Below are 23,469 nucleotides of genomic sequence, written 5' to 3'. Positions count from 1 at the left end.
GGAGGACACGGTCCGCGCGACGTTGGCATATTCAGCTGAAACGCTACCGCCAAGTTATCCGTGAACACTAATCCTGCGGGGGTTCGTTGTTGAAAAGCAACAAGGCCCCTTCGCTCAGCGGCCGCCCTGAAGCCTTGACGCGGCGGCGTCGACGCGCTCGTCACTGCCGGTCAGCGCCACCCGCACAAACCCATTTCCCGCCTCGCCGTAGAAGGTCCCCGGTCCGACCACGATCCCCAGATCGGCGAACCGGCCCATGGTGTCCCAGGTGGCCGAACCGTCGCTTGCCCAGAGGTAAAGCCCGGCTTCCGAGTCGGAAACCGTAAGCCCGAAGGACTCAAGTGCGGGGAGGAGCTTGGAGCGGCGGGACCGGTACCGGTCCTTCTGCGCCTGCACATGGGCGTCGTCTGCGAGCGCCGCCCGCATCGCCTCCTGCACGGGAAATGGAACGATCATTCCGGCGTGCTTGCGGGAATTGATGAGATTGGCCACAATCGCGCCGTCTCCGGCTACGAAGGCCGCCCGGTAGCCGGCAAGGTTCGATTGTTTGCTGAGCGAGTACACGGCAAGCAGCAGGTCGTTGTTCCCGCCGGAAACACGCGGGTCGAGGACGCTCGGCACCGGGTCGCCGCCCTGCGAGCTGTCCCACCGGCCCCAGCCCAGCTCCGCGTAGCATTCGTCCGAGGCGACAACCGCCCCGAGCGACCTCGCATCGTCCACGATCGCCCGCAGCGCCTCCGCCGGCAGCACCGAGCCAGTGGGGTTGGCCGGGCTGTTAACCCACACGAGCCGGACCCGTGCGCGGTCCTGCTCGGTCAGCTCCGCGAGGGAGTCTGCGGCGACCGGTGTCGCACCCGTCAGGAGGGCACCGACGTCGTAGGTGGGGTACGCGACTCGGGGGCGCACGACGATGTCGTCCGGGCCGAGCCCGAGCAGCGTCGGAAGCCACGCGACGAGTTCCTTCGAACCCACGGTGGGCATGATGTCGGCCGGGTCGAGGCCCGGGACGCCCCGGCGCCGGGCGAACCAGTCACTGATCGCTTCGCGCAGGGCAGCGGTGCCGTGCGTCGTGGGATAGCCGGGAGCGTCGGCGGCGCGGGTCAGCGCCTGGCGGATAAGTTCCGGGGTGGGGTCGACAGGCGTTCCAATGGACAGGTTCACGATCCCACCCGGATGCTTGGATGCCCGTTCAAGATAGGGAGCCAGCGCATCCCACGGGTAATCCGGCAGGCTCAGGCCGAAGGGACGCCCCTCCGGGTTCATGCGGGCTGGTTTTGCGGAGGGAGCGCGGCAATGATGGGGTGGTCCTTGCCCGTGTTGCCGACCTTGGCCGCGCCTCCCGGCGAGCCGAGGTCGTCAAAGAACTCGACGTTGGCCTTGTAGTACTCGGCCCACTGCTCGGGGGTGTCGTCCTCGTAGTAGATCGCCTCGACGGGGCACACCGGCTCGCACGCACCGCAGTCAACGCATTCGTCGGGGTGGATGTAAAGCGACCGTTCACCTTCGTAGATGCAGTCAACAGGGCATTCTTCAATGCAGGCCTTGTCCTTAACATCCACGCACGGCTGTGCGATTACGTAGGTCACTTCCCACGCCTTTCCTTGAGACGGTTGAGCTTCGGGCACTCTCAGGTGCCCTACCAGCTTACCCAGTTCCGGGACGGCGGCGGCACTGCTCCCCCGGTCCCGTGCCCACGGGCTCCCGGGCGGACGGGCTCCGGGTACACGATCTCGGGATGCGGGGCTTCCGGCGACCGCGGCCAGCCGGTGCGGGCTCCGCAGCCGCGGCTGCTTCCGCCCGCCGCTACGCTGGGACGATGACCGACCCCGCCGAACTCCTGCGCTCCCTTCCGGTGGGCACCCGGGTGGTTGTGCGTTACCGGGTGGAGGGCGGCCTGACCGACGCGCTCGGGGACGTAATGGCGGTTGACGATGCTTCGTGCACTGTCCGCACCCGCCGGGGAGACGACGTCGTGCCGCTGGCGGATGTCATCGCCGCCAAGCCAGTTCCGCCCGCTCCCCCGCGGCGCGCGCCCCGGCGGCCCTCCTAACTCCCCTTTACAGCCCCGTCCCCCGCACGACCCGCCATGCCCAACCCTGCCCGCCAACTTCAAGCCTGCCCGCTGGTCGAACCCGATCGGTGGGCATATCCGGACATGCCCACCCGCAAGAGGCCATCGGTGGGCAGCAGTACTGCGCGGGAAACGGTCACCGGGCTTCGGACACCCTTGGGCGGCGCCGAGGACGTCGAGGGGCGCGTCCGCCGGAGTCAGCGGGCCGGAATTCCCGCCAGTGCCTGCCGAACCAGGGTCAGAAACAGCTCCGGCCGGTGAACCACCATGGCATAGGTGACGCGCAGGACCCGGACGCCGGCCACGGTCAGCAGGTTCCACCGGCGGCGGTCCTCAGCGAAGTCGCCGTCCCCGCTGTGGTACTCCCTGCCGTCAACCTCAACGCCCAGCTCTCCCTCGACGAAGAGGTCGAGGCGGCCCACCCCGGCCACGTACACCTGGGTCTGCACGCTGAGACCGGCCTTGGTGATGTGGAACCGCGCGACCGTCTCAATGATCGACTGGGAATGCGGGTTGATCCGCCCGATCGTTGCGCGGGCCCGCCCGTCACGCCGACCGGAAAGGCGTCCGCGCAGTTCCTCGAGCCTGACCCCGTGCTGCACCACGGCGCACTCGACAATGCACAATGCGTCGAGTTCCGGGAGGCACCGCAGTGTCTGGAGGCAGATGTCGATAAGCGTCAACGGCCGCCGTGCCCGGTGCACCAGCAGGCCAGCGGGCAGCTGACGACCGTGATCGACCGCAACGTGAACCAGAACCGGCTTCCGGAGCACCCAGAGCCCATGCCACTGCGCGGCGCTGACGCAGGCCAGTTCGGCCCTGGCGCAGCATGCGGCAAGGAGGGATGGATCGGCGCCGGGAACAGCGAAAACTCCGCGTTCCGGCCTCGACATGCGGCCAGCCGACAGTGCTGCGGTGATCTGTGAGCCACCCACTCCGGCAGCCGTGAGCTGATGCCGCCGCGCCACACCGCCAAGCCCCCAAGAACCTGAACAACGTCCATCCGCCTACTCTGGCGGCGGGCGGGAAGTGCGGACTTTGCCAAGTGCCCTGTGTGGACAATCCGAGCGCACCTAGCCATTATCGGGCCCGAGACCGGCCCGCCAGGTCCGCCCGAACAGCGCGTTTGCCCACCGATCGGTACCTTCCGGTGGGCATATCCGGACATGCCCCCCGGGAGCGGCCGGCCGGTGGGCAGGGGCGCCGCGGGAGGTGATTCCGCTCCCGGATTTCGGCATTGGGTTTTACCAATCGTGGAGGCCTGCTGCCGTATGATAGGCCTATGCACAGCGACGAGGACCTCCAGGCACGCGGCCGGGCCCTGAGCTCTCCGGTCCGGCTACGCATTCTCCGTCTCTGCCTTCACAAGGCACGGACAAACAAGGAGATCGCCGAGGTCCTCTCCCTCAATCCCGCGACGGCGCTGCATCACGTTCGGACGCTGCTTTCGGCGGGGTACCTGCGCGCCGAAGAGCCCCGCGCCGGGAACCGCGGGGCCCGTGAGATCCCCTACCGCGCCACCGGCCTGTCCTGGGGCAGCAGCCTTCCCAATGCCGCCCCGGTGCTTGTGGAAACGTTCCTGCAGGAGATCGAGGGACTCGCGCCCTCCGAAATCGACGTGTGGCGCCTCGGGGTGCGTCTCAATGAGGCGAACCGCTCGGAAATGATGGACCGCATCCGTGCGATTTTCGAGGAGTATGCGGCGCGCGGCGACGACGACGGCACCGCCACGTCGATCATGCTCGCCCACCACCTCGACCGCACCGCCGACTAGCTGCACGGCCGGAAGCGCCGCCGGCAGCGGCCCGCCAGCCGGCAGCGGCCCGCCAGGCCAGGGCTCGGCGGGGGCCGGCGTTCAGCGGCGCCGGCCGGTGCCCAGCAGCGCGGCGCACACTCCGACCCCGATCAGGGTCACGACGGCGAGGCCGAAGATCCAGATGTTGCCTGCCGCGGCCGAGGGAAGGTCGGGGCCGCGGTCGGTGCCGGTGAGGATGAGCGTCTCGCGGCTCATCGAAATCAGGGCCACGAGCACATACGCCGTGCCCCCGCTCAGGGCCGACACCAGGATGCTGCGCAGGCGCAGGCCGCACCAGACCTGGATGCTTAAGGCCAGGAGCAGCGCCGCGAGGGCACCCGCCGGAAGGTCGACGGCGCCGAGGCGCAGGATGTGGGCGTGAAGCGCGGTGCCGAGGACGGCGGTGACTATCCCGCCGGCCAGACCGAGCACCAGTGCGCGTGGCCGTGACGCCCGGTTAACCGGCTGACGCCGGCCCTCCCGGAGATCGGGAAGGCCGGCGTCGACGTTGGAATGCACGGGAAGCGGTCCGGGCCTAGGCGCGGGCCCGCGAGCGTGAGGCACGCATGCGCTCGTTGGCGTCGAGGATCACCTTGCGAATGCGGATCGACTCCGGGGTGACCTCAACGCACTCGTCTTCGCGGGCGAATTCGAGGGACTCCTCAAGGGTGAGGTTGCGCGGAGGGGTCAGGTTCTCGAAGCTGTCCGATGAAGCGGCACGCATGTTGGTGAGCTTCTTTTCCTTGGTGATGTTGACCTCCATGTCGTCGGCGCGGGAGTTCTCGCCAACGATCATGCCCTCGTACACCTCGGAGGTGGGCTGGACGAAGAACGAGCCGCGCTCCTGCAGGTTGATCATCGCGAACGGCGTCACGACACCGGCGCGGTCGGCGATCATCGAACCGTTGGTGCGGTATTCGATGTCGCCGGCCCAGGGCTCGTAGCCCTCGGAGATCGACGCCGCGATGCCGGCGCCGCGGGTGTCGGTCAGGAAGCGGGTGCGGAAACCGATGAGGCCGCGGGCCGGAACGATGAATTCCATGCGGACCCAGCCGGTGCCGTGGTTGGCCATGTTGGTCATGCGTCCCTTGCGGGCGGCCATGAGCTGGGTGACGCCGCCGAGGTATTCCTCGGGAACGTCGATGGTCATGTGCTCCATCGGCTCGTGGATCTTGCCGTCGATGGTCTTGGTGACAACCTGCGGCTTGCCGACGGTGAGCTCGAAGCCTTCGCGGCGCATCTGCTCGACGAGGATGGCCAGCGCCAGCTCGCCGCGGCCCTGAACCTCCCAGGCGTCGGGACGCGCGGTGGGCAGGACGCGCAGCGACACGTTGCCGATGAGCTCCTTGTCGAGGCGGTCCTTGACCTGGCGGGCCGTGACCTTGGCGCCCTTGACCTTGCCGGCCAGCGGCGAGGTGTTGATGCCGATGGTGACGGAGATCGCGGGGTCGTCGACGGTGATCAGCGGCAGCGGCTGCGGGTTGTCGACGTCGGTGAGGGTCTCGCCGATGGTGATGCCTTCGATGCCGGCGACCGCCACGATCTCGCCGGGTCCTGCCGACTCGGTCGGAACGCGGTCCAGTGCCTTGGTGGCCAGGAGTTCGGTGATCTTGACGCTCTTCAGCTCCCCGTTCTGGCGGGCCCAGGCAACGGTCTGGCCCTTGCGGAGGGTTCCGTTGAAGATGCGCAGCAGGGCGAGGCGGCCGAGGAACGGCGAGGCGTCAAGGTTGGTGACGTGCGCCTGGAGGACGCCGTCCGGGTTGTACGAGGGGGCGGGGATGTGCTCGATGATCGTCTGGAACAGGGGCTCCAGGTTGTCGTTCGAGGGGATCGTGCCGTCCGCGGGCTGCTCGAGCGAGGCCGCACCGGCGCGCGCCGCGGCGTAGACGACGGGGACGTTGAGGATCGAGTCGAGGTCCAGGTCGGGAACCTCGTCGGCGAGGTCGGACGCCAGGCCTAGGAGCAGGTCCATCGACTCGCTGACAACCTCTTCGATGCGGGAGTCGGGGCGGTCGGTCTTGTTGACGAGCAGGATCACGGGGAGCTTCGCGGCAAGGGCCTTGCGCAGCACGAAGCGGGTCTGGGGCAGCGGGCCCTCTGACGCGTCGACGAGGAGCACGACGCCGTCGACCATTGACAGACCGCGTTCCACCTCGCCGCCGAAGTCGGCGTGGCCCGGGGTGTCGATGACGTTGATGGTGATCGTCTCGCCCTTGGCCGAGGGGCCGTCGTAGAACACCGTGGTGTTCTTCGCGAGGATGGTGATGCCTTTTTCGCGCTCAAGGTCGCCCGAGTCCATGACCCGGTCGGCGACGTCGCCGTGGGCGGCAAAGGAGTTGGTCTGCTTCAGCATGGCATCGACCAGCGTGGTTTTTCCGTGGTCAACGTGGGCCACGATGGCTACGTTGCGGAGATCGCTGCGGACAGCGGTGTTGCCTGTGGTTTCAGACATGCTTAATGACTCAATTCAGTATCTAAAGCGGGGAATTGTCGGCGGCAGCAATGCGCGCCCTGCATCAAGTCTACGGGTTTGACAAAACGAGACCTAATGAGCCATCAACGCGGGGCCCCGCGGCGGGCGGTTTAAACAGCGAACGACGGCGGCGTTCCCCGGATTAAAGGGAGCGCCGCCGTCGTTTCGGCTGAGAGCGAAGCCGACCTACGCGGCCTCTGGAGGAAGCACGAGGCCCGCCCCCGGAATCGCCGCAAGCAGGGCCTGCGTGTAGGCGGTCTGCGGGTTGTCGAAGACCTCGTCCGTGGAGCCCTGCTCAACGAGCTTTCCCTTTTCCATTACGGCCACATGGTCGGCAATCTGCCGGACGACGGCCAGGTCGTGGGTGATGAACAGGTAGCTCAGGCCAAGTTCGGCCTGGAGGTCGGCGAGCAGGTTCAGGATCTGGGCCTGCACCAAGACGTCGAGCGCCGAAACGGCCTCGTCGCAGATGACGACTTCCGGATCCAGTGCCAGCGCCCGGGCGATGGCCACGCGCTGGCGCTGTCCGCCGGAGAGTTCGTTCGGGAAGCGCTGCATCATCGATGCGGGCAGCGCCACCTGGTCCAGCAGTTCACGGACCTTCTTTTCGCGGCTCTTGCCGTTGCCGACCCCGTGCACCCGGAGGGGCTCTTCGATGGTGCGGAAGATGTTGTACATGGGGTCGAGCGAGCCGTACGGGTCCTGGAAGATGGGCTGAACGCGGCGGCGGAAATTGAACAGTTCCTTCCGGCCCAGTGTGGTGATGTCCACCCCGTCGAACCGGATGTTCCCCTCCGTCGCCGTTTCGAGGCCGAGGACCATACGGGCAACGGTTGACTTGCCGGAGCCCGACTCCCCCACGACGGCGGTGGTTGTGCCGCGGGCGATGGAGAACGAAACGTTGTCGACCGCGGTGAAGTCGGTGGACTTGCCCCAGTTGCCGCGGATCTTGAAGACCTTCGACAGGTCCTTGACCTCGATCACCTTGTCCGTGGTGTCGGCCTTCGCTGGGTTCGGGGCGAGCAGGTCGTCCGTTTCGACGCCAAGCTTCTTGGCCGACTCGATCCGCCGCGACGCAATCGAGGGCGCCGAGGCGACGAGCTTCTGCGTGTAGGGGTGGCGGGGGTTGGTGAGCAGCTCGAGGGCGGGACCGGCCTCGACGACCTGGCCCTTGTACATGACGATGACCTTGTGGGCGCGCTCGGCGGCAAGGCCGAGGTCGTGCGTGATCAGCAGCACCGCGGTGCCGAGCTCGTCCGTCATCCGGTCCAGGTGGTCAAGGATCTGGCGCTGCACCGTCACGTCGAGTGCGGACGTCGGCTCGTCGGCGATCAGCAGGCGGGGCCTGCAGGACAGCCCGATCGCGATCAGGGCCCGCTGCCGCATTCCCCCGGAAAACTCGTGGGGGTACTGGTTGGCCCGGGACGCCGCGTCGGGCAGGCCGGCCTCGGCGAGGACCTTGGCCACGTCCTTCGGTGCGGAAGGCAGGCCGTTGGCGCGCAGCGTCTCACGCACCTGGAATCCGATCTTCCACACCGGGTTGAGGTTCGACATCGGGTCCTGCGGAACCATGCCGATGGAGGATCCGCGCAGTTCGACAATGCGCTTTTCGCTGGCGTGCGTGATGTCCTCGCCGTCGAACAGGATGGTCCCGTTCGAGACCTTGCCGTTGCCGGGCAGGAGCCCGATCGCGGCCAGCGCAGTCGTTGACTTGCCCGAGCCGGACTCGCCGACGATCGCCACTGTCTCCCCCGGCATGACAGTCAGGTGCGCATTGCGCACCGCCGGGACGTCGCCGTTCGAGGTGGTGAAGGTGATGGCGAGATCGCGGAGTTCAAGCAACGGCTTGGCCGCCGGATCCGCCGCCGGGGTCGGGATCTCATTTCCAATGCTGGTGCTCATCGCTTGCGGGCCTTTGGATCGAGAGCGTCACGCAGGGCATCGCCCAGCATGATGAAGCTCAATACGGTGAGGGACAGTGCGAGACCGGGCCAGAAGATCGCCATCGGGTTGCTGCGCAGCGAGGACTTCGCGGAGAAGATGTCATTGCCCCAGGACATGACCTCCGGGGGCAGGCCGATGCCGAGGAACGACAGCGTCGACTCCGCGACGATGAACGTGCCAAGCGAGATGGTCGCGATGACGATGACCGGTGCGATGGCGTTGGGGATCACGTGCTTGACCAGTGCGCCGATCGGCGAGACACCGAGGGATCGGGCCGCCATCACGAAGTCCGCGTTGCGCACCTCGATGACGGCGGCACGGGTGATCCGCGCGATCTGGGGCCAGCCGAAGGTCACGAGGATTGCCACGAGCGTCCACACGTTGCGGTTCTGCTGGAAGAACGGGAGCTGGACGATGACGATCGCGCCAAGGATCAGCGGCAGCGCGAAGAAGATGTCGCCGATGCGGGCCAGGATCGCGTCAACCCAGCCGCCGAAGAAACCGGCAAGGGCTCCGAAGAGCCCACCGATGATGAGCACGCCGAGGGTTGCGAACAGTCCAACGGTCAGTGAGGACTGGGTGCCGTGCACAACGCGCGAAAGGATGTCGCAGCCCTGCTGGGTGAAGCCGAGCGGGTGTCCGGGGGCGGGCCCGCCGTCGGAGTTGGCCAGCAGGCAGTTTGCGTTGGGCGGTTCGTTGGTGAACAGGCCGGGGAAGATTGCCACGAAGACAACCGCCAGGATCAGCGCAGCGCTGACCAGGAACAGGGGCTGGCGGCGCAGGCTCCGCCAGGCCTCGCTCCACAGGCTCGAGGGTGCGGCATCGCTCGTCGCACTGTCGGTCGGACGCACGGGAGTTTCCTCAACGTCGGCCACGAAGTGCTCGATGGGGTAGGCGGAGGTCTTTGTCCGGACCACCGTCTTCATATTCTTTTCAATCTCAGGCATACCGGATCCTTGGGTCAAGCCACGCGTACAGGAGGTCCACCAGCAGGTTGGCTAGGCAGAAGATGAGGATGAGGAACGTGACGATTGAGACAACCGCCGGCCCGTCCCCGTTCAGCACGGCGCGGTACAGCGTGAGGCCGACGCCGTTGACGTTGAAAATTCCCTCGGTGACGATCGCCCCGCCCATGAGGGCGCCGAGATCGGCGCCGAGGAAGGTGACCACGGGAATCATTGAGTTGCGGAGGATGTGCACGACGACGACGCGCTTGCGGCTGAGCCCCTTGGCGGTGGCCGTGCGGACATAGTCGGCGTTGATGTTCTCGATGATGCTCGTGCGGGTCAGGCGCAGCACGTAGGCAAACGAAACAAGCCCGAGGACGACTGCCGGAAGGATCAGCTCGGTAACCGTGGCGTCACCGCTCACCGTGGGGTTCGTCCAGCCGAGCTTGACGCCGATCAGGAACTGCATGAGGAAGCCGAGCACGAAGATGGGCACCGCAATGACCACGAGGGAGAGCACCAGCACGGAGGAGTCGAACAGCTTCCCCTTACGCAGGCCGGCGATGAGGCCGAAGATGATGCCGAACACGGCTTCGAAGATCAGGGCCATGACGGCGAGCTTCGCCGTTGTCGGGAAGACCTCGGCGATGATCGTGGCGATGGAGCGGCCGGAGAAGTTGGTGCCGAGGTCGAAGGTCAGGATGCCCTTGAGGTAGAGCAGGTACTGGACCCAGAACGGCTGGTCGAGGTTGTACTGCTCGCGGAGCGCGGCAATGACGGCGGGGGTACACCCGCGCTCGCCACAGATGGCTGCCGTGGCATCGCCGGGAAGGCTGAAGACCAGGAAATAGACGAGGAGGGTTGCTCCGAGGAAGACAGGGACCAGCTGCAAGAAGCGCCGGAAGATATACCAGGCCATTAGCGTGCACCTCCCGGCGCATCAGTCGTTCGGACGGAACGCTGCTGTGGGTTGTTCATTGGGGTTTGAACCTTTTCGTTGGAGCACGGAAAAGGGGCCTGCCCTGTGACAGGCAGGCCCCGATGCCGAGTTCGGGTTACTTGCCGGTGATGGCGTGGTAAAGCGGCACGCCGTTCCAGCCGAATTCAACATTGTCCACGTTGTTGCTCCAGCCGCCCTGGGCGACCTGGTACCACAGCGGAATGGCGGGGAGGTCCTCAAGGAGGGTCTCCTGCGCCTTGTTCATTGCCTCGTTGCCTTCTTCGATCGAGTCGGCGGCAAGGCCTTCCTTCAGCGCCTTGTCGAACTCCGGGTTGGTGTACACGGAGTCGTTCGATCCGGCGCCGGTGGCGTAGATCGGTCCGAGGAAGTTGTACAGCGAGGGGTAGTCAGCCTGCCAGCCGGAGCGGATCGCCCCGGTGAGGGTCTGCTCGGTCGCCTCGGTGCGGACTTCCTTGAAGGTGGCGTACGGCTTGCCGGTGATCTCGATGCCCAGGGTGTTCTTGACGCTGTTGACCAGTGCCTCGACCCAGGTCTTGTGATCGCCCTTGTCGGCGTTGTACGCGATGGTCAGGGCTTCGGAATCGTCGTAAGGCTCGAGCTTCTCGGCCTCGGCCCACAGTTCCTTGGCCTTCTCCGGGTTGTACTCAAGGTTTTCGCTGCCGGGCAGGTCTTCCTTGTAGCCGGGGAGGACGGGAGCGGTGAACTCCTTGGCAGGGGTGCGGCCGTTGTTGAAGATCACCTTGGTGATCTCGTCGCGGTTGATGGCCATCGACAGCGCCTGGCGGCGCAGCTTGCCTGCCTCGCCGTCCCAGTTTTCGAGGTAGTACGGCACGGCGATGGTCTGGTTGCCGGCGTACGGGGACTCGATCGAGCGCTCACCAAGGTCGTTCTTGAAGTTCTTGATGTCGGACGTCGGGATCGTCTTGAGGACGTCGAGGTTGTCCGAGATCAGGTCCTGGTAGGCCGTGGTGTCGTTCTGGTAGATCTTGAACGTCACGCCGCCGTTCTGAGCTTCCTGGGGACCTTCGTACTCATCATTGGGTACGAGTTCGATCTGCTCGTTGTGCTTCCAGGCACCTTCGGAAGCGAACTTGTAGGGTCCGTTGCCGATCGGGTTCTCGCCGAAGGCCTTGGGGTCCTTGAGGGCTCCCTCGGGCAGCGGGTAGAACGCGCTGTAGCCGAGGCGCTGGGTCCAGTCGGACTCAGGCTGCGACAGGGCAACGGTGAAGGTCTTGTCGTCAACGACCTTGAGGCCGCTCATCTCGGTGACGGTTGAGCCCTCGGCGCTTGCCTCGGCGTACCCTTCGATGCTCTCGAAGAAGTAGCTGCTCAGCTGTGCGTTCTTGGCTGCTGCGCCGTAGTTCCACGCGTCAACGAAGGAGGCTGCGGTAACGGGATCACCGTTGGTGAAGGTCTTGCCCTCCTTCAGGGTGATCGTGTAGTTCTGGGCGTCCTCGGTCTCGATGGACTCCGCCATTTCGTTCTGAACCTTGCCGTCGGCGTCGTAGCTTACGAGGCCAGCAAAAATCAGATCGAGGATGGCGCCGCCGCCAACCTCGTTGGTGCTCGTGGGAATCAATGGGTTCTGGGGTTCAGAACCGTCCACGACGATCACGGCATCGGTGTTGCCGCCGGTTGCAGCTTCATCATTGCTTCCGCCGCCACCGCATGCGCTCAGCGCGAAGACAGCGACCGCTGCCACGCTGAGAATTTTGGAATTGCGCGCAAAACGCATTCCGCCTCCTAGTTGTAGGTATCGACCCAGAGCATGTTACATCCGGGACTGCTGGCTTGGTTGGTACGCATGAGCCAACTCACACCGGGAAATCATATGCCCGAAATGATTGTGCAACGCAACAAAAAGAGGTGCGGCGCGCTGGACGACTCCCAGCCCGGTCACAGGAAGGCGGCCCCAACCCCGGGGTTTCAACGCTGGAGCAGTTCCCTCCGCCGGAAGGTAACGTTTTGGTAACGCGCCGTGGCGGCGGGCCCCGTGCTGTGCCCCGGGGCATTTCCGTGAGCGATAACACTTCCCGCAGGGGTCGCCGGCAGGGCCCGAGGGCCCTGTAGTAGGCCGGCGCGGGCGGCTAGTCCGACGACGCCAGAAGCCTTGCGCGCAGCTCCCGGCGCTCCCGCTGCTGTTCGGGGTCGGGAAGGGGAACCGCCGCCAGCAGCCGCTGGGTATAAGGGTCCTGTGGACTGCGCAGGATCTGGTCCCTGGTTCCCTGTTCAACGATCCGGCCGCGCCTCATCACGCAGATGTGGTCGGCGAGCACGTCGACCACCGCGAGGTCGTGGGTGACGAAGAGGCATGCGAACCCGAGTTCGCGCTGCAGGTTCTGGAAGAGCTCGAGCACCCTCGCCTGGACCGACACGTCGAGTGCCGACGTCGGCTCGTCGGCGACCATGAGCTTCGGCCTCAGCGACAGCGCCCGGGCGATGCCCACGCGCTGCTTCTGGCCGCCCGAGAGTTCGTGGGGATACCGGTTGCGGTAGCTACGCGGCAGTTCGACCTGGTCAAGGAGCACCTCGATCCGCTTCTGCAGTTCGGCGCCCTTCGCCTCGCCCGCAAGCAGCATCGGCTCGCCGATGCTTTCACCGATCGGCAGCCGCGGATTCAGGGATGAGGCGGGATCCTGGAAAACCATGCCGATGTGCCGGCGTACTGCCGCAAGTTCCTTCGACGTCGGTTTCATGGCGCTGATATTGGTGCCCACGACGGTCAGGGTGCCCTCGGCCACGGGAAGCAGTCCGACAGCCGCGCGGCCGATCGTGGTCTTCCCCGAGCCCGACTCCCCCACCAGACCGATCACCTGTCCGGGATAGACAACGAGGTTCGCCCCTTCGACCGCGCGGAACGCGGGGACCCGGCCCTGCTTCGGGTACTCGATGGCCACATCCTTCAAGGACAGGACCGGCTCCGCGCCCACCGGGTTGTCCAGTTCCTCCTCGAGCCCTGCCAGCACTTCCCGCTCCCGGCGGACGAGCTCGTCGTGGTCAACCCCGTCGAGCTCCGCGTGCGTCGCCGCGGCAAGTGCGGCAGTGATGTCGACGTCGCCGCCGGCGCCCTGCCCCAGGTGCGGGACGGCCGCAAGCAGCGCGCGGGTGTATTCGTGCTGCGGGTTCCCGAAGATCTGGGCGGCGGTCCCGGTCTCGACGATCTCACCCTTGCGCATGACGGCGATCCGGTCGGCCAGGTCGGCCACGACGCCCATGTCATGGGTGATGAGCACGATGGCGCTGTCGAGCTTGGTGCGCAGGTTGCGCATCAGGTCGAGGATTTCGGCCTGCACCGTGACGTCGAGCGCTGTTGTCGGTTCGTCGGCGATGAGCAGCCGTGGGTCGCAGGAGAGGGACTGCGCGATCATTGCCCGCTGGCGCTGCCCTCCGGAAAGCTGGTGGGGGTAGGAACGGAACGCCTTCTCGGGGTCCGGAAGCTCAACCATGGCGAGCAGCTGCAGGGCGCGCGCCTTTGCGTCGTCGGGGGATATCTGGCGGTGCAGGCGGAGGGTCTCCACGATCTGGAAACCCACAGTGTAAACGGGGTTCAGTGCGGTCATGGGTTCCTGGAAAATCACGGCGACGTCGCGGCCGCGCACCTCACGCAGCTGGGCGGGAGACATCGTCAGGACCGACTTCCCGTTGAGGATCACCTCCCCGGTGACCCTGCTGTTCGAGGGAAGCAGCCCGAGCAGCGACATCGAGCTCGCGCTCTTGCCCGACCCGGATTCACCGACGATTGCCAGGACCTCGCCGGCGTTCACGTGGTAGTTCAGGTTCTTGGCGGCGGGCACCCATTTCTTGTCAACGCCGAAGTCGACACAGAGGTTACGGACCTCGAGGACCGGCCCGCGCGTGCCGGTGGCGGAGTCGTCGGCACTGCCGATGATGTTGGCCGTCATGATGCACTTCCCTTCAATATGGCGCCCACCGGGTATCCCCGGCGATCCACCCGGCATTGCTTGATTGACCCGCCTGAGCGAAATCCTGAAACTATAGAGCGATGAGCAGCCCCCGCAGCACCTCCGGCGCTACAGTCTTCAAGGCCCGCACCAGCCTCTGGTTCACCGGGCTGGCCTTCGCGATCTCCGCGGTGGGCATCGCGTCGGTGCTCGCCTTCGAAGGATCGGCCGGACTCGGCTCGGTCGTGCCGCTTGCAGCCTTCGCTTATGTGGCGTGGTGGCTGTTCTGGTACCCGTGCGTCATCCTCGACAATTCCGGGGTGACCCTGCGCAACCCGCTGAGCACCGTGCAGGTGCCCTGGCCGGCACTGATCCACGTCGATACAAAGTACGCCCTGAAACTTGTGACTCCGAGCGCGTCGTTCACCGCGTGGGCCGCACCCGCTCCCGGTGTCTGGGGCACCCACGCGGGCAAGCCCGAGCACCTGACCAACCTCCCGGGAACGAGCTACGGTCCCGGCGGTTCGGTCAGGCCCGGCGACCTGAAGCACACCGACTCCGGCCATGCCGCCTACCTCGTTCGATCCCAGTGGGAGAAGCTTCTTGCCGAGGGCATCATCGACATCGACGCCACCGATTCCGCCGTCGTTGCCAAGCGCATCAACGCAGCGCCGATCCTCGTCGGTGTGCTCCTGATCGCCGGTGCCGCCGCGGCGGGCGTGCGCTGACGGGCGCGGAACCGCGCTCATGCGTCCACGGCGGGGCTTGATTCCTTGGCCTTGCGCGCGTTGAACTTCTTCTGCCGGGGGTCGAAGGCATCGCGGAGGCCGTCACCGATGAAGTTGATTGTCAGGCAGATGAGCACGATGAAGATCCCGGGAAACCAGAACAGCCAGGGGCGCGTCTGGAACGCTTCCTGGTTCTGGCTGATGATCAGGCCAAGCGACACATCCGGGGCGCGGACGCCGAATCCGAGGAAGCTGAGGGCCGTCTCGAGCAGGATGGCCGCGGACATCAGCAGCGTGGTGTTCACGATGATGACGCCGACGGCGTTGGGCAGGATGTGCTTGAAGATGATCCGCGCGTTCGACGCACCGGCGATCTTGGCGGCATCGACGAACTCGCGTTCGCGCAGGGAAAGGAACTCCCCGCGCACGAGCCGCGCCATGCCCGTCCACGCGACAAGGCCGAGGAAGATCCCGAGGAAGTAGACGGCCGCTCCGCCGGTGAGACCGCCCCCGACGGTGCGGCCCAGCACCGCTGCGAGGACGATGAGGGGGATGATAATGACGATGTCGGTGAAGCGCATCAGCACCGCTTCGGTCATGCCCCTGAAGTACCCGGAGCAGGCTCCAACAACCACGCCGACGAAGCCCGCAATGGCTCCGGTCAGGAACATGATGATGATCGAGTTCTGCGCGCCCCGCATGGTCATCGCGAAGTAGTCGCGGCCGATGGCGTCCTGGCCGAAGGGATGGTCGCCCCAGCTGAAGGGTCCGGTGACGGTTGGGGCTCCGCCGCCGACGACGGGCAGGAACTGTGTGTGGTTGTACTTCCACCACCCTGGGATCCCTGCAAAGCCCAGGGAGGTGAACGCCAGGATGAAGATCAGGGCGAACACGACAAGGCTGATGATCGCTGCGGTGTTGTCGAAGAACCGCCTGCGGACGATCTGGCCCTGCGACATGCCCTTCAGCTCGGGATCGGCAACCGGCCCCGTCTCCCGGGGCGAAGGGCCTACTTCGCCGCGTGGGGTTTCGGACGAATCCTGGATAGTCATGCTTTCACCCTTACGCGTGGGTCAAGGACCGAGTAGACGAGGTCTGCAATGAGGTTGAACAGGAGCGCGAGGATGCCGACCACCAGGAAGAATCCCATGATCGGGTTGGGGTCGGTCCGGTGGAGGGCCTGGACGAAGAGCTGGCCCATGCCGGAGAACGCAAACACCTGTTCGGTGATGACGGCGCCGCCGATCAGCGCCCCGATATCGAAGGCCACCAGGGTTGCCAGCGGGATCAGGGCGTTGCGGAACGCGTGGCGCATCACGACGACGCGCTCGGAGAGGCCCTTGGCGCGGGCGGTGCGGATGTAGTCCATGTTCATGATTTCGAGCATCGACGCCCGCGAGTAGCGGCTGTAGCTCGCTAGCGAGGCCAGCAGCAGGGCCAGCGTGGGAAGCAGCAGGTGGGTGAAGCTGTCCAGCCCTTCGATCCAGAAGTTGCCCTCCAGCCCGGGGGTCGACGCGCCGATCGTGGCGATCGGCCGACCGCGCACGCGTGAATTGTCGACGTAGGAGGGCCAGGTGACCATGAACCGGTCGAGGACGATGAGCCCGCCCATGAGCAGTCCGGTCAAGGCCGCGGCGCGCATGCTCTGGCCGCGGTCGTAGCCGCCCATCGCATAGCCGACGCCGATTCCCACAAGGACGGTGAGGACGCCGAGCCCGAGCATCAGCCAGATGGTTGCCGCGCCGAGCACTGGATTCACCACGTAGTAGGCGACGAGCCCGAGCGCCACCATAATCATCGCCGAGCCGAGCGCCCGGCGGTTCTTGAGGCCCGCCGTGAGCAGTGTGATTCCGTAGGCCAGCGCCACACCGGATACGAGGATCACCACCGGTCCCAGGCCGGGGTTGGTGAACCAGTCGACGAGGTTGAGGACGGAGAAGAACGCTGCCGCGGCCAGTGCCCCGAGCGCGAAGGCCACGGCTTTGCGCTTGGCCGAGCCTCCGGCGAACAGCATCCAGATCACGCCGCTGACAACGGCAAGCACAACGATGCTCGAAGCGGGAATGTCCGGGTCGCGAAGGAAATTGTTGAAGCCGATGGCGCCGAACTCCTTGAGCAGCACCGCGAGCCAGAAAATGGGAAGGGAGAAGAACAGGAAGGACATGAAGGTCACGCCGTAGTCCAGCCCGCTGTACTGCCGGAGGGCGGTGATGATGCCCAGGGAGATTCCGATGACGATCGCGAGGATCGTCGCGGTTGTGACAAGGAGGATTGTGTTGCCCGTTGCCCGCATCAGCGCGTCGGTCACGGCTTCGCCCTGGATGCTCCGCCCGAGGTCGCAGTTCCCAAGGAACGGCACAACGCACTGCACCGCGCCGGAGAGCCAGCCGAAATACCGCAGGGGGGCCGGCGTGTTGAGGTCGAGCAGTTCGGTGCGCGCCTGGATGAGCTGCTCCCGGTTGGGGGCGTTGCTGGCGCGCAGTTCCTCCAGTGGATCCCCGGACGCCGCCGTGAGCAGGTAGACGAGGAATGAGGCGCCGAACAGGATGAGGAGCGCTGTTATAAGACGCCGAACGATGTAGGTGACCATGCTGACGAGGCCTCAATATCTGTGTCGCCGATTTTCCGGGCTATCGCTGAATTCTAATCCAAGCGCACAGTGTCCGGAATTATGTGGACCGGGGGCGGGGAAATGCGAAAGGTGCCGGAACCGGTTGACGCGGTTCCGGCACCTTTCAGGATTCGGTGACGAGGTCGACCGAAACTACGAGGTGACTTCCCAATCCCAGAAGTTCCACCAGATGCCGGTCTGGTTCGGCATGTACACGGGGCCCTTGATGTTGTCGGTATGGGCGTTGATTCCGGGCAGCTGGAACAGCGGCAGCCCGTACTTGGAGTCCCAGATCAGCTTGTCGATCTGGATCTGCAGATCCTGCTGGACGGCAGGGTCGGTCTCGACGATGAGCTGGTCCATGAGCTTGTCGGCTTCGGGGCTTGAGAACGTGTTGAAGTTCGAGCCCGCGTCGGTCTTGAAGATCTGGGGCACGCCCGAGACCGAAACACCGTTGTTGATCCAACCGAAGATCGTTGCGTCGTACGTGCCGTTGCCCAGGGCCGCTGACCAGTCAGAGGCTCCGAGCCCGCCGTCGACGATCTTGAATCCGGCCTGCGTCGCTGATTCGGCGATCAGCGTGTAAGCGTCAAGACGGTTCGGGTTGTCCCGGTTGTACATGATGCGCACCTCGGGGGTTGCCCCGTCGAGGAGTTCCTTGGCGCCTTCGATGTCGACCTCGTTGTACTCTTCCGACCCGTTGTTCTCGGCCGATTCCTCGTACCCTTCCTGGTCGGCCAGGAACAGCTGCGAGTTCAGCGGAGTGGCCTCGGGGTTCAGCTTCTTGATGATCGAGTCGACGATCTGGGTCCGCGGCACCGTCTTCATGAACGCTTCGCGCACGTTCTCTTCCTTGAAGACTCCCGTGAAGTTCAGGTCGAGGTGGTCGTAGGACAGTTCATTGCCCCGCAGGACCTGGATGCCTTCGAGGGCTTCGAGCTGCTCGGCGGTGTCGGCCGATGCCTGCGGCGCGATGATGTCGACCTCGCCGTTCTGCAGGGCCTGCACCTGGGCAGGAGCCTCGCCGATGTAGCGGATGGTGATCTCGTCGACCTTGGGCATTGGCCCCCAGGTGTAGTCCTCGTTGCGTACAAGGGTCATGCTCTGGTCCGGGGTCATGGCCGACACGATGAACGGGCCGTTCGAGAGGAACAGCGAGGGGTCGGACGGCAGTGACTTGGTGTCGAAGCCGGTGTTCCAGAAGTCTGCGACAGCCTTCAGCTCCGGGCGGTCCTGCGGGTTCTCCGGATCGCCCTTGGGCTCCGTCTGGATCAGTTCGATGAGCGCGTCTTCGTCGGCGAGCCCGGCATTCGTAGCGACGACGTGGGCGGGCATCCCGATGCCGCCCTCCGTCATCGTGCCGAAGGCCACTTCGTAGTCGGCGAACGGCTCTGAGTACGTGAGCGTCATCGACCGGCCGTCGTCGCCGATCTCGGGAACGTCGGTGAGGGCAAGTCCGCTGGTGTCGCCCGCGTAGTCGAAGTAGTTGGTTCCCGACGTCACCTCGCCGGCGTCGTCGGTTTTCGCGTCGTTGAAGTGTCCGGAACCGACGGCCCACGCCAGGAGCATGTCACCCGCATCGACCGGTTCGCCGTCGGACCACTTGACGTCCTCATTGATCGTGTACTTCACGGTCAATGGATCTTCGGAAACCACATCGAGGGTTCCGAAATCGGTGTTGGGGACCACTTCAAGTTCATTGTTGATGTAGTTGAAGCCGGAATGCGTGATGTAGGCAATATTGCCGTTGATATCGACATTGCCTTCCGAGGTTCCGTTGTTGAATGAACTGAACGCGTTCACTTCAACAACTCGGATTTCGCCGCCGGTTTGTTCTCCGTCAGTGCCTTCGGTGTTTTCGGCACCGGTATTGGCAGCGCACGCGCTAAGAGCAAGTGCAGCGGCAGCCGCGACACTCACCGCTTTGGAAATACGTCCGAAACGCATTCCGCCTCCTATTTTATTGGTGTGGATTCAGCCCCCCATGTGGTCTTACATGGCGGGCCACGCGCCATATTGTGGGGTGGCGCCCCTCACATGAGCAGAAGCCTAGTAGCCGACGGTTACTAGCGGGTATCGATTCAATTGCGGCGCTGCGGTTGTTACCGAGATGCAACCAAAGCAGGACGCCGGCCACGGCGGCGCCCGGGCCGGCGGAGCTCACGGGGAGACTCCGGGGGCGTTGTCTGATTCAGGCCCGGGCATTAGTGTGGTCTGGGCCGCCATATAGGTCTCACAACGCTCATGGCGGTGGCATCGGGCCCGTCCGGTATGGGGATCGGACGGGCTCCCGCCTGCCTCATCCTCGTACCGGACGGCGCCCAGGCAGGTATCCCGCGTCCCGGACGGGTGTCCGCCCCTGTGGCGGCAGGAGCGGGCAGGCGCTAGTTCCTTCGGGCAGGCAGTTCCCCGGGACCATCCTGGTGCGGGGAATCAATCCGCTGCCGCTAAGCTTGCGGCGTGACCTCTCCCGCCGAAGCCGCACTGGCTCTGCTTGCAGCGGCGGTGATTCTCACCCTCCCTGGTGCCGCCATCCTTCGAATGCTGCGCGTTCGCGGCTTCGCCTTTTCCGCACTCACCCCGGCACTCTCAGTGTCGATTGTCAGTGTCAGCGCCATCGTGGGGCCGTGGCTTGGTATGAGCTGGGGCTGGTGGGTTCCAGCAGCCGGACTGGCTGTGGTCCTGGTGGTGCTGGGAATCCTTCGCAGGCTCCTACCGGCGGTGGCCGGGGAACCGGCACCGCAGACCCTGGCACGGACCTCGGGTGGACTGGAAGGCACGGCCCTGCGGTGGGGGCTGGCTGGAGTAGCCGCAGCCGCGGTGCTCGTGACCCTGAGGTTCGCCATTGCGGCCGGCGGCCTTGAGAGCATCACCCAGAACTACGACACCGTCTTCCACCTCAACGCCGTCCGCTACATTCTGGTCGACGGCGACGCTTCATCCTTCGCGATCAACGCCTATGTGCGTCCCACAGCGGGCGGATCCTTCTACCCGGCAGCCTGGCACGACGTCGTGAGCCTGGTGATCCAACTGTCCGGGGCGAGCATCCCCGCGGCAACGAACCTCGTCTGGATCCTCACCGCCGCCGTCGTCTGGCCGCTGAACGTTCTGTTCCTCACGCGCACGCTGGTCGGCCCGGTCCCCGGAGTCCTCGCAGCGGCGGGCGTCTTGGCCGCCGGGTTCTCCGCCTTCCCGTACCTGCTTCTGTACTACGGATCGGTCTACCCGAATTTCCTGGCGAACGCGCTGCTGCCCGGCGGCCTCGCTCTGGCCCTGATCCTGCTCCGGCAGGGCCGGGAACCGGCCCTGGCGCTCACCGCTGCCGTCGTGCAGTTCGTGCTCTACCTGCCCGGCCTCGCGCTTTCGCAACCCAACGCGGTCTTCTCGCTGGTGTTCCTGCTGACTCCGCTCATTGTGCTCATGGTTATGCGGTGGTTCAGGGAGGGCTTCCGCCGATCCCGCGCCTCCGGGCTGAAACGCCTGGGCTCGGTCCTGGTGTCTGCCGCGGTGCTCGGCGCGCTGCTGCTCTCCAACCCGACGTTCATGAGGCTCTTCGGGTGGAAACACCCCCAGGGCATGCCCTTCTACGAAGCCCTCCTGCGGGGATTCACGAACTGGCCCTCCCCCACGATCACCCCGCCGCTTGTCCTCACCATTCTGGTGGTGCTCGGGCTCTACCGGCTGACCCGTCACGAGCACCGCGGGTGGCTGGTCGCCACCGTCGTGCTCACCGCCGTCACCTATGCCTTCGCCATCGGCTCCGAAAGCCGGCTCGCGAACCTGCTGATCGCGCCGTGGTACGGCAACCCCGACCGGATTGCCGCCCTCGCGCCGATGTTCGGCGTGCCGCTGGCCGCCGTCGGCACCGCGATGGTGCTTAAACGGGTCTCCGAGCGCTTCTCGCGGTCCTGGCTGAGGGCTCCCGTGGCTGCGGTGGTGCTCGGCTCCGTCGTCGCCGCTTCATCGGTCACCCTGTGGCAGATGACCGGCAACCTCGGCGATGCCTTCCGCGTGCCCAACACCCCCCACCGCGAAAAGCAGCTGGACCGTGACGAACTGGCCCTCCTGCGGGAGCTTGACCGCCATGTGCCGGCCGACGCCCTGGTGATCAGCAACCCGTGGAACGGTTCGGCTCTGGCCGAGGCACTGTCGGACCGCCGGATGGTCTACCCCTACATGTCGATGGCGGCCCTGGACGAGGACCGCGACCTGCTCCGGCGGCGTCTCGACGAGATCGGAACCGCTGATGCCGTATGCGCCGCTGCCCAACGGCTCGGCGTCGAGTATCTTCTCGATTTCGGGGACGACCTGATTTCCGCGGCGGACATCCCGGGGAAGCTCCGATACCCGGGGGTCAGCCGGGCGGCCATCTCGGGATCGTTCGAGCTGGTCCATGAGGTAGGGCACGCCGGCGTTTACAGGCTCAAGGACTGCGCCCCCTCCCCCTGAAGTGGGCGGGCCGCGAGCGTCCCGTCGTCCGCATTCGCGCCTGGGTCCTTGACGCGCCTAGGTCCTTGAAGCCCTTTCAATTAGGGCGAGGCGGGTGGAAATTGCTCCCGCGGCGGCGGTGAGACCGGATAGAGCCAGCGCCAGCACCAGCACGGGCCAAACACTGGCATCGGCGCCGCCCACCTCCTCCTGATAGGAGGCATGGCCTAGGAATACGCCGAGGGATATCCAAACAAGGAGATGGAATGCAATTGCTGCGGCGGTCGGATAGCCGATCCATGATGACCGCGCCGACCACGACCTGCCGATCGAATGGCCCCACCGAACGGTTCCAAGCCCACATACCAGCAGGAGCAGCCAACAAATAACGAAGAAATGGGCGATGTTCGTGGATCCCCACACGTCGGCTGCAGTAGCCGTGCCTGTTGAACCCAGCAGGATCAGGGCTGCAAGTGCCGTCGCTGCCGTTATCGCTGAAGGAACCGCGATCGGCGCCTTTCCCATGCTCATCCCCGGATCGGTTAGTCGGTCCCCAGGTCTGTGGCACCGCCCGCGAACCCGAACTCGAAATACAGGACCCCCGCCGGGCCCGAGCCGAGCAAGTCGTTTCCCTCCCCGCAGACGCACCCCTAAGCCAGTACTCAAGGTTCCATTTCGAGCGAATGGCTGGGAACTCGAAGTAGTTCAGGGCGTCGCGGCTTCACGGAGTGCCGTGAGTGCGGTGTGAATGAGGCGGGCCCTGACGGGGTGGGTGCGGGTGAAAGCGACGATGCGGCGACCGACGGTAGGCCCGGTGAGGGGCCGGACGGCGAGACTATCGGGCATCCCTGTCAGGGCAATCGGGGGCAGGACAGTAACTCCGAGGCCGGCAGCAGCAAGGCTGAGGGCCGCATGATGGTCATCGAGGCGGGCGACGTACCGCGGAGAAAAGCCGGCTGTCGTGCAGGCCCGGGCAATAATACGGCCGGTTGGCCCGTCGTGGATGTCGTGGTCGATCCATGCTTCGTCACGCAACTGGACCATGTCCACCACGTCCTGAGAGCACAAGGGGTGGTCCACCGGCAGGACCAGCCGCAGTTCTTCCTCGGCCAATACATGCCGCTGGTAGCCCTCGACAGTGAGGGGATCCGCATCGAGTGCTTCGTTGCGGATCTCGATGTCCGGCTGTCGGCGCCCACCGCCCGGGTGCAGTTCGTTGATGCTGATCTCCACCACGGTCCCGGGTGAGACGGTCCGCAGGACGCCGACGACATGCGGCATCCACGCCTGAGCGACCGATGCGAAGCATGAGAATGTAATCCGCTCCGCCCTTCCAACCCGAAGGTCTGCCACCGTCCGCTCAAGGCGCTCCAGATCAGCAAGCGCCCGGCTGCTTTCCTCCGCCAGATGAAGCGCGGCCGGCGTGGCCTCGATGCCACGGCCGCTCTTCTCGAAGAGAACCAGCCCGGTCTGCCGGGCCAAGACGCGCAGGTGCTGGCTCACCGTCGCGGGTGTGAGATGCAACCCTGCCGCAGCACCATGGACAGAGCCGGCAGATATAACGGCGCGGAGAATGACGAGCTTATGAGGATCCAGCATTCATTTATCG

At 65.6% G+C, this 23,469-nt stretch carries 19 protein-coding genes; 4 read left to right on the top strand and 15 right to left on the bottom strand.

The features are described 5' to 3' along the window. Positions 1-114: 114 nt before the first annotated feature. On the bottom strand, positions 115-1,263 hold the full coding sequence (gene dapC / locus AC4D14_RS00385; protein ID WP_490899590.1) for a succinyldiaminopimelate transaminase: 1,149 nt from the start codon (positions 1,261-1,263) through the stop codon (positions 115-117). Next, the gene (gene fdxA, locus AC4D14_RS00380) at positions 1,260-1,586 is read right to left on the bottom strand and encodes a ferredoxin (RefSeq protein ID WP_120164998.1); all 327 of its coding nucleotides are present in this window, start codon (positions 1,584-1,586) and stop codon (positions 1,260-1,262) included. Before fdxA ends, dapC begins: the two co-directional genes overlap by 4 nt. 230 nt (positions 1,587-1,816) lie before the next feature. On the opposite strand from fdxA, the gene AC4D14_RS00375 reads away from it, so the two are divergent. Continuing rightward, positions 1,817-2,050, top strand: coding sequence for a putative acetyltransferase (locus tag AC4D14_RS00375; protein ID WP_490899589.1), 234 nt, complete (start codon positions 1,817-1,819; stop codon positions 2,048-2,050). A 218-nt stretch (positions 2,051-2,268) separates the two neighbouring features. Here the strand turns inward: AC4D14_RS00375 and AC4D14_RS00370 are convergent, their stop codons facing one another. After that, entirely contained in the window at positions 2,269-2,964 is a 696-nt protein-coding gene (locus AC4D14_RS00370; RefSeq protein ID WP_490899588.1) for an endonuclease domain-containing protein, read from the bottom strand. A gap of 389 nt (positions 2,965-3,353) precedes the next feature. Here AC4D14_RS00370 and AC4D14_RS00365 point away from each other — a divergent pair, with 389 nt between their 5' ends. Continuing rightward, the gene (locus AC4D14_RS00365) at positions 3,354-3,845 is read left to right on the top strand and encodes a helix-turn-helix domain-containing protein (protein ID WP_490899587.1); all 492 of its coding nucleotides are present in this window, start codon (positions 3,354-3,356) and stop codon (positions 3,843-3,845) included. A gap of 81 nt (positions 3,846-3,926) precedes the next feature. Here AC4D14_RS00365 and AC4D14_RS00360 read toward each other — a convergent pair whose 3' ends face one another. From AC4D14_RS00360 to AC4D14_RS00330, 7 genes are all read right to left on the bottom strand, one after another. Further along, positions 3,927-4,385: a hypothetical protein gene (locus AC4D14_RS00360; protein ID WP_490899586.1), complete on the bottom strand. Its 459-nt coding sequence runs from the start codon at positions 4,383-4,385 to the stop codon at positions 3,927-3,929. 16 nt (positions 4,386-4,401) lie between these two features. Beyond that, entirely contained in the window at positions 4,402-6,318 is a 1,917-nt protein-coding gene (gene typA / locus AC4D14_RS00355; RefSeq protein ID WP_490899585.1) for a translational GTPase TypA, read from the bottom strand. A gap of 207 nt (positions 6,319-6,525) precedes the next feature. Then, on the bottom strand, positions 6,526-8,241 hold the full coding sequence (locus AC4D14_RS00350; protein WP_490899584.1) for an ABC transporter ATP-binding protein: 1,716 nt from the start codon (positions 8,239-8,241) through the stop codon (positions 6,526-6,528). Then, complete coding sequence (locus AC4D14_RS00345; protein ID WP_490900459.1) at positions 8,238-9,209, bottom strand: ABC transporter permease; 972 nt, start codon at positions 9,207-9,209, stop codon at positions 8,238-8,240. The genes AC4D14_RS00350 and AC4D14_RS00345 overlap by 4 nt, the downstream gene beginning before the upstream one ends. Before the next feature lie 13 nt (positions 9,210-9,222). Next, positions 9,223-10,149 (bottom strand): ABC transporter permease, encoded by a 927-nt coding sequence (locus AC4D14_RS00340; RefSeq protein WP_490899583.1) that lies wholly within the window; start codon positions 10,147-10,149, stop codon positions 9,223-9,225. Positions 10,150-10,285: 136 nt separating this feature from the next. Beyond that, the gene (locus AC4D14_RS00335; RefSeq protein ID WP_490899582.1) at positions 10,286-11,926 is read right to left on the bottom strand and encodes a peptide ABC transporter substrate-binding protein; all 1,641 of its coding nucleotides are present in this window, start codon (positions 11,924-11,926) and stop codon (positions 10,286-10,288) included. 352 nt (positions 11,927-12,278) lie between these two features. Next, positions 12,279-14,093: an ABC transporter ATP-binding protein gene (locus AC4D14_RS00330; RefSeq protein WP_490899581.1), complete on the bottom strand. Its 1,815-nt coding sequence runs from the start codon at positions 14,091-14,093 to the stop codon at positions 12,279-12,281. A gap of 101 nt (positions 14,094-14,194) precedes the next feature. On the opposite strand from AC4D14_RS00330, the gene AC4D14_RS00325 reads away from it, so the two are divergent. After that, positions 14,195-14,821 (top strand): PH domain-containing protein, encoded by a 627-nt coding sequence (locus tag AC4D14_RS00325; protein ID WP_490899580.1) that lies wholly within the window; start codon positions 14,195-14,197, stop codon positions 14,819-14,821. 17 nt (positions 14,822-14,838) lie between these two features. Here AC4D14_RS00325 and AC4D14_RS00320 read toward each other — a convergent pair whose 3' ends face one another. The 3 genes from AC4D14_RS00320 to AC4D14_RS00310 form a co-directional block, all read right to left on the bottom strand. Next, the gene (locus tag AC4D14_RS00320; RefSeq protein WP_490899579.1) at positions 14,839-15,873 is read right to left on the bottom strand and encodes an ABC transporter permease; all 1,035 of its coding nucleotides are present in this window, start codon (positions 15,871-15,873) and stop codon (positions 14,839-14,841) included. Next, positions 15,870-17,411: an ABC transporter permease gene (locus AC4D14_RS00315; RefSeq protein ID WP_490899578.1), complete on the bottom strand. Its 1,542-nt coding sequence runs from the start codon at positions 17,409-17,411 to the stop codon at positions 15,870-15,872. Before AC4D14_RS00315 ends, AC4D14_RS00320 begins: the two co-directional genes overlap by 4 nt. 174 nt (positions 17,412-17,585) lie before the next feature. After that, a complete protein-coding gene (locus AC4D14_RS00310; RefSeq protein ID WP_490899577.1) occupies positions 17,586-19,379 on the bottom strand; it encodes an ABC transporter family substrate-binding protein in 1,794 nt (597 codons plus the stop codon). 513 nt (positions 19,380-19,892) lie between these two features. Between AC4D14_RS00310 and AC4D14_RS00305 the strand changes: the two genes are divergently transcribed. Then, positions 19,893-21,881, top strand: coding sequence for a DUF6541 family protein (locus tag AC4D14_RS00305; protein WP_490899576.1), 1,989 nt, complete (start codon positions 19,893-19,895; stop codon positions 21,879-21,881). A 57-nt stretch (positions 21,882-21,938) separates the two neighbouring features. Here the strand turns inward: AC4D14_RS00305 and AC4D14_RS00300 are convergent, their stop codons facing one another. Both AC4D14_RS00300 and AC4D14_RS00295 read right to left on the bottom strand, forming a co-directional pair. After that, positions 21,939-22,391 carry a hypothetical protein gene (locus tag AC4D14_RS00300; protein WP_490899575.1) on the bottom strand — a complete coding sequence of 151 codons (453 nt, stop codon included), beginning with the start codon at positions 22,389-22,391 and terminating at the stop codon, positions 21,939-21,941. Between the two features lie 174 nt (positions 22,392-22,565). Beyond that, complete coding sequence (locus AC4D14_RS00295; protein ID WP_490899574.1) at positions 22,566-23,459, bottom strand: LysR family transcriptional regulator; 894 nt, start codon at positions 23,457-23,459, stop codon at positions 22,566-22,568. Positions 23,460-23,469 lie beyond the last annotated feature (10 nt).

It is taken from the genome of Arthrobacter sp. TJ-254 (assembly GCF_058269175.1).
This window is presented reverse-complemented; position numbering and strand designations above follow the sequence as displayed.

What these genes read in the sequence shown, in the direction of transcription:
- dapC (WP_490899590.1), bottom strand. Translation starts at nt 1,263, where the DNA reads ATGAACCCGGAGGGGCGTCCCTTCGGCCTGAGCCTGCCGGATTACCCG.
- AC4D14_RS00375 (WP_490899589.1), top strand. Translation starts at nt 1,817, where the DNA reads ATGACCGACCCCGCCGAACTCCTGCGCTCCCTTCCGGTGGGCACCCGG.
- AC4D14_RS00370 (WP_490899588.1), bottom strand. Translation starts at nt 2,964, where the DNA reads ATGTCGAGGCCGGAACGCGGAGTTTTCGCTGTTCCCGGCGCCGATCCA.
- AC4D14_RS00365 (WP_490899587.1), top strand. Translation starts at nt 3,354, where the DNA reads ATGCACAGCGACGAGGACCTCCAGGCACGCGGCCGGGCCCTGAGCTCT.
- typA (WP_490899585.1), bottom strand. Translation starts at nt 6,318, where the DNA reads ATGTCTGAAACCACAGGCAACACCGCTGTCCGCAGCGATCTCCGCAAC.
- AC4D14_RS00350 (WP_490899584.1), bottom strand. Translation starts at nt 8,241, where the DNA reads ATGAGCACCAGCATTGGAAATGAGATCCCGACCCCGGCGGCGGATCCG.
- AC4D14_RS00345 (WP_490900459.1), bottom strand. Translation starts at nt 9,209, where the DNA reads ATGAAGACGGTGGTCCGGACAAAGACCTCCGCCTACCCCATCGAGCAC.
- AC4D14_RS00340 (WP_490899583.1), bottom strand. Translation starts at nt 10,149, where the DNA reads ATGGCCTGGTATATCTTCCGGCGCTTCTTGCAGCTGGTCCCTGTCTTC.
- AC4D14_RS00335 (WP_490899582.1), bottom strand. Translation starts at nt 11,926, where the DNA reads ATGCGTTTTGCGCGCAATTCCAAAATTCTCAGCGTGGCAGCGGTCGCT.
- AC4D14_RS00330 (WP_490899581.1), bottom strand. Translation starts at nt 14,093, where the DNA reads ATGACGGCCAACATCATCGGCAGTGCCGACGACTCCGCCACCGGCACG.
- AC4D14_RS00325 (WP_490899580.1), top strand. Translation starts at nt 14,195, where the DNA reads ATGAGCAGCCCCCGCAGCACCTCCGGCGCTACAGTCTTCAAGGCCCGC.
- AC4D14_RS00320 (WP_490899579.1), bottom strand. Translation starts at nt 15,873, where the DNA reads ATGACTATCCAGGATTCGTCCGAAACCCCACGCGGCGAAGTAGGCCCT.
- AC4D14_RS00315 (WP_490899578.1), bottom strand. Translation starts at nt 17,411, where the DNA reads ATGGTCACCTACATCGTTCGGCGTCTTATAACAGCGCTCCTCATCCTG.
- AC4D14_RS00310 (WP_490899577.1), bottom strand. Translation starts at nt 19,379, where the DNA reads ATGCGTTTCGGACGTATTTCCAAAGCGGTGAGTGTCGCGGCTGCCGCT.
- AC4D14_RS00300 (WP_490899575.1), bottom strand. Translation starts at nt 22,391, where the DNA reads ATGAGCATGGGAAAGGCGCCGATCGCGGTTCCTTCAGCGATAACGGCA.
- AC4D14_RS00295 (WP_490899574.1), bottom strand. Translation starts at nt 23,459, where the DNA reads ATGCTGGATCCTCATAAGCTCGTCATTCTCCGCGCCGTTATATCTGCC.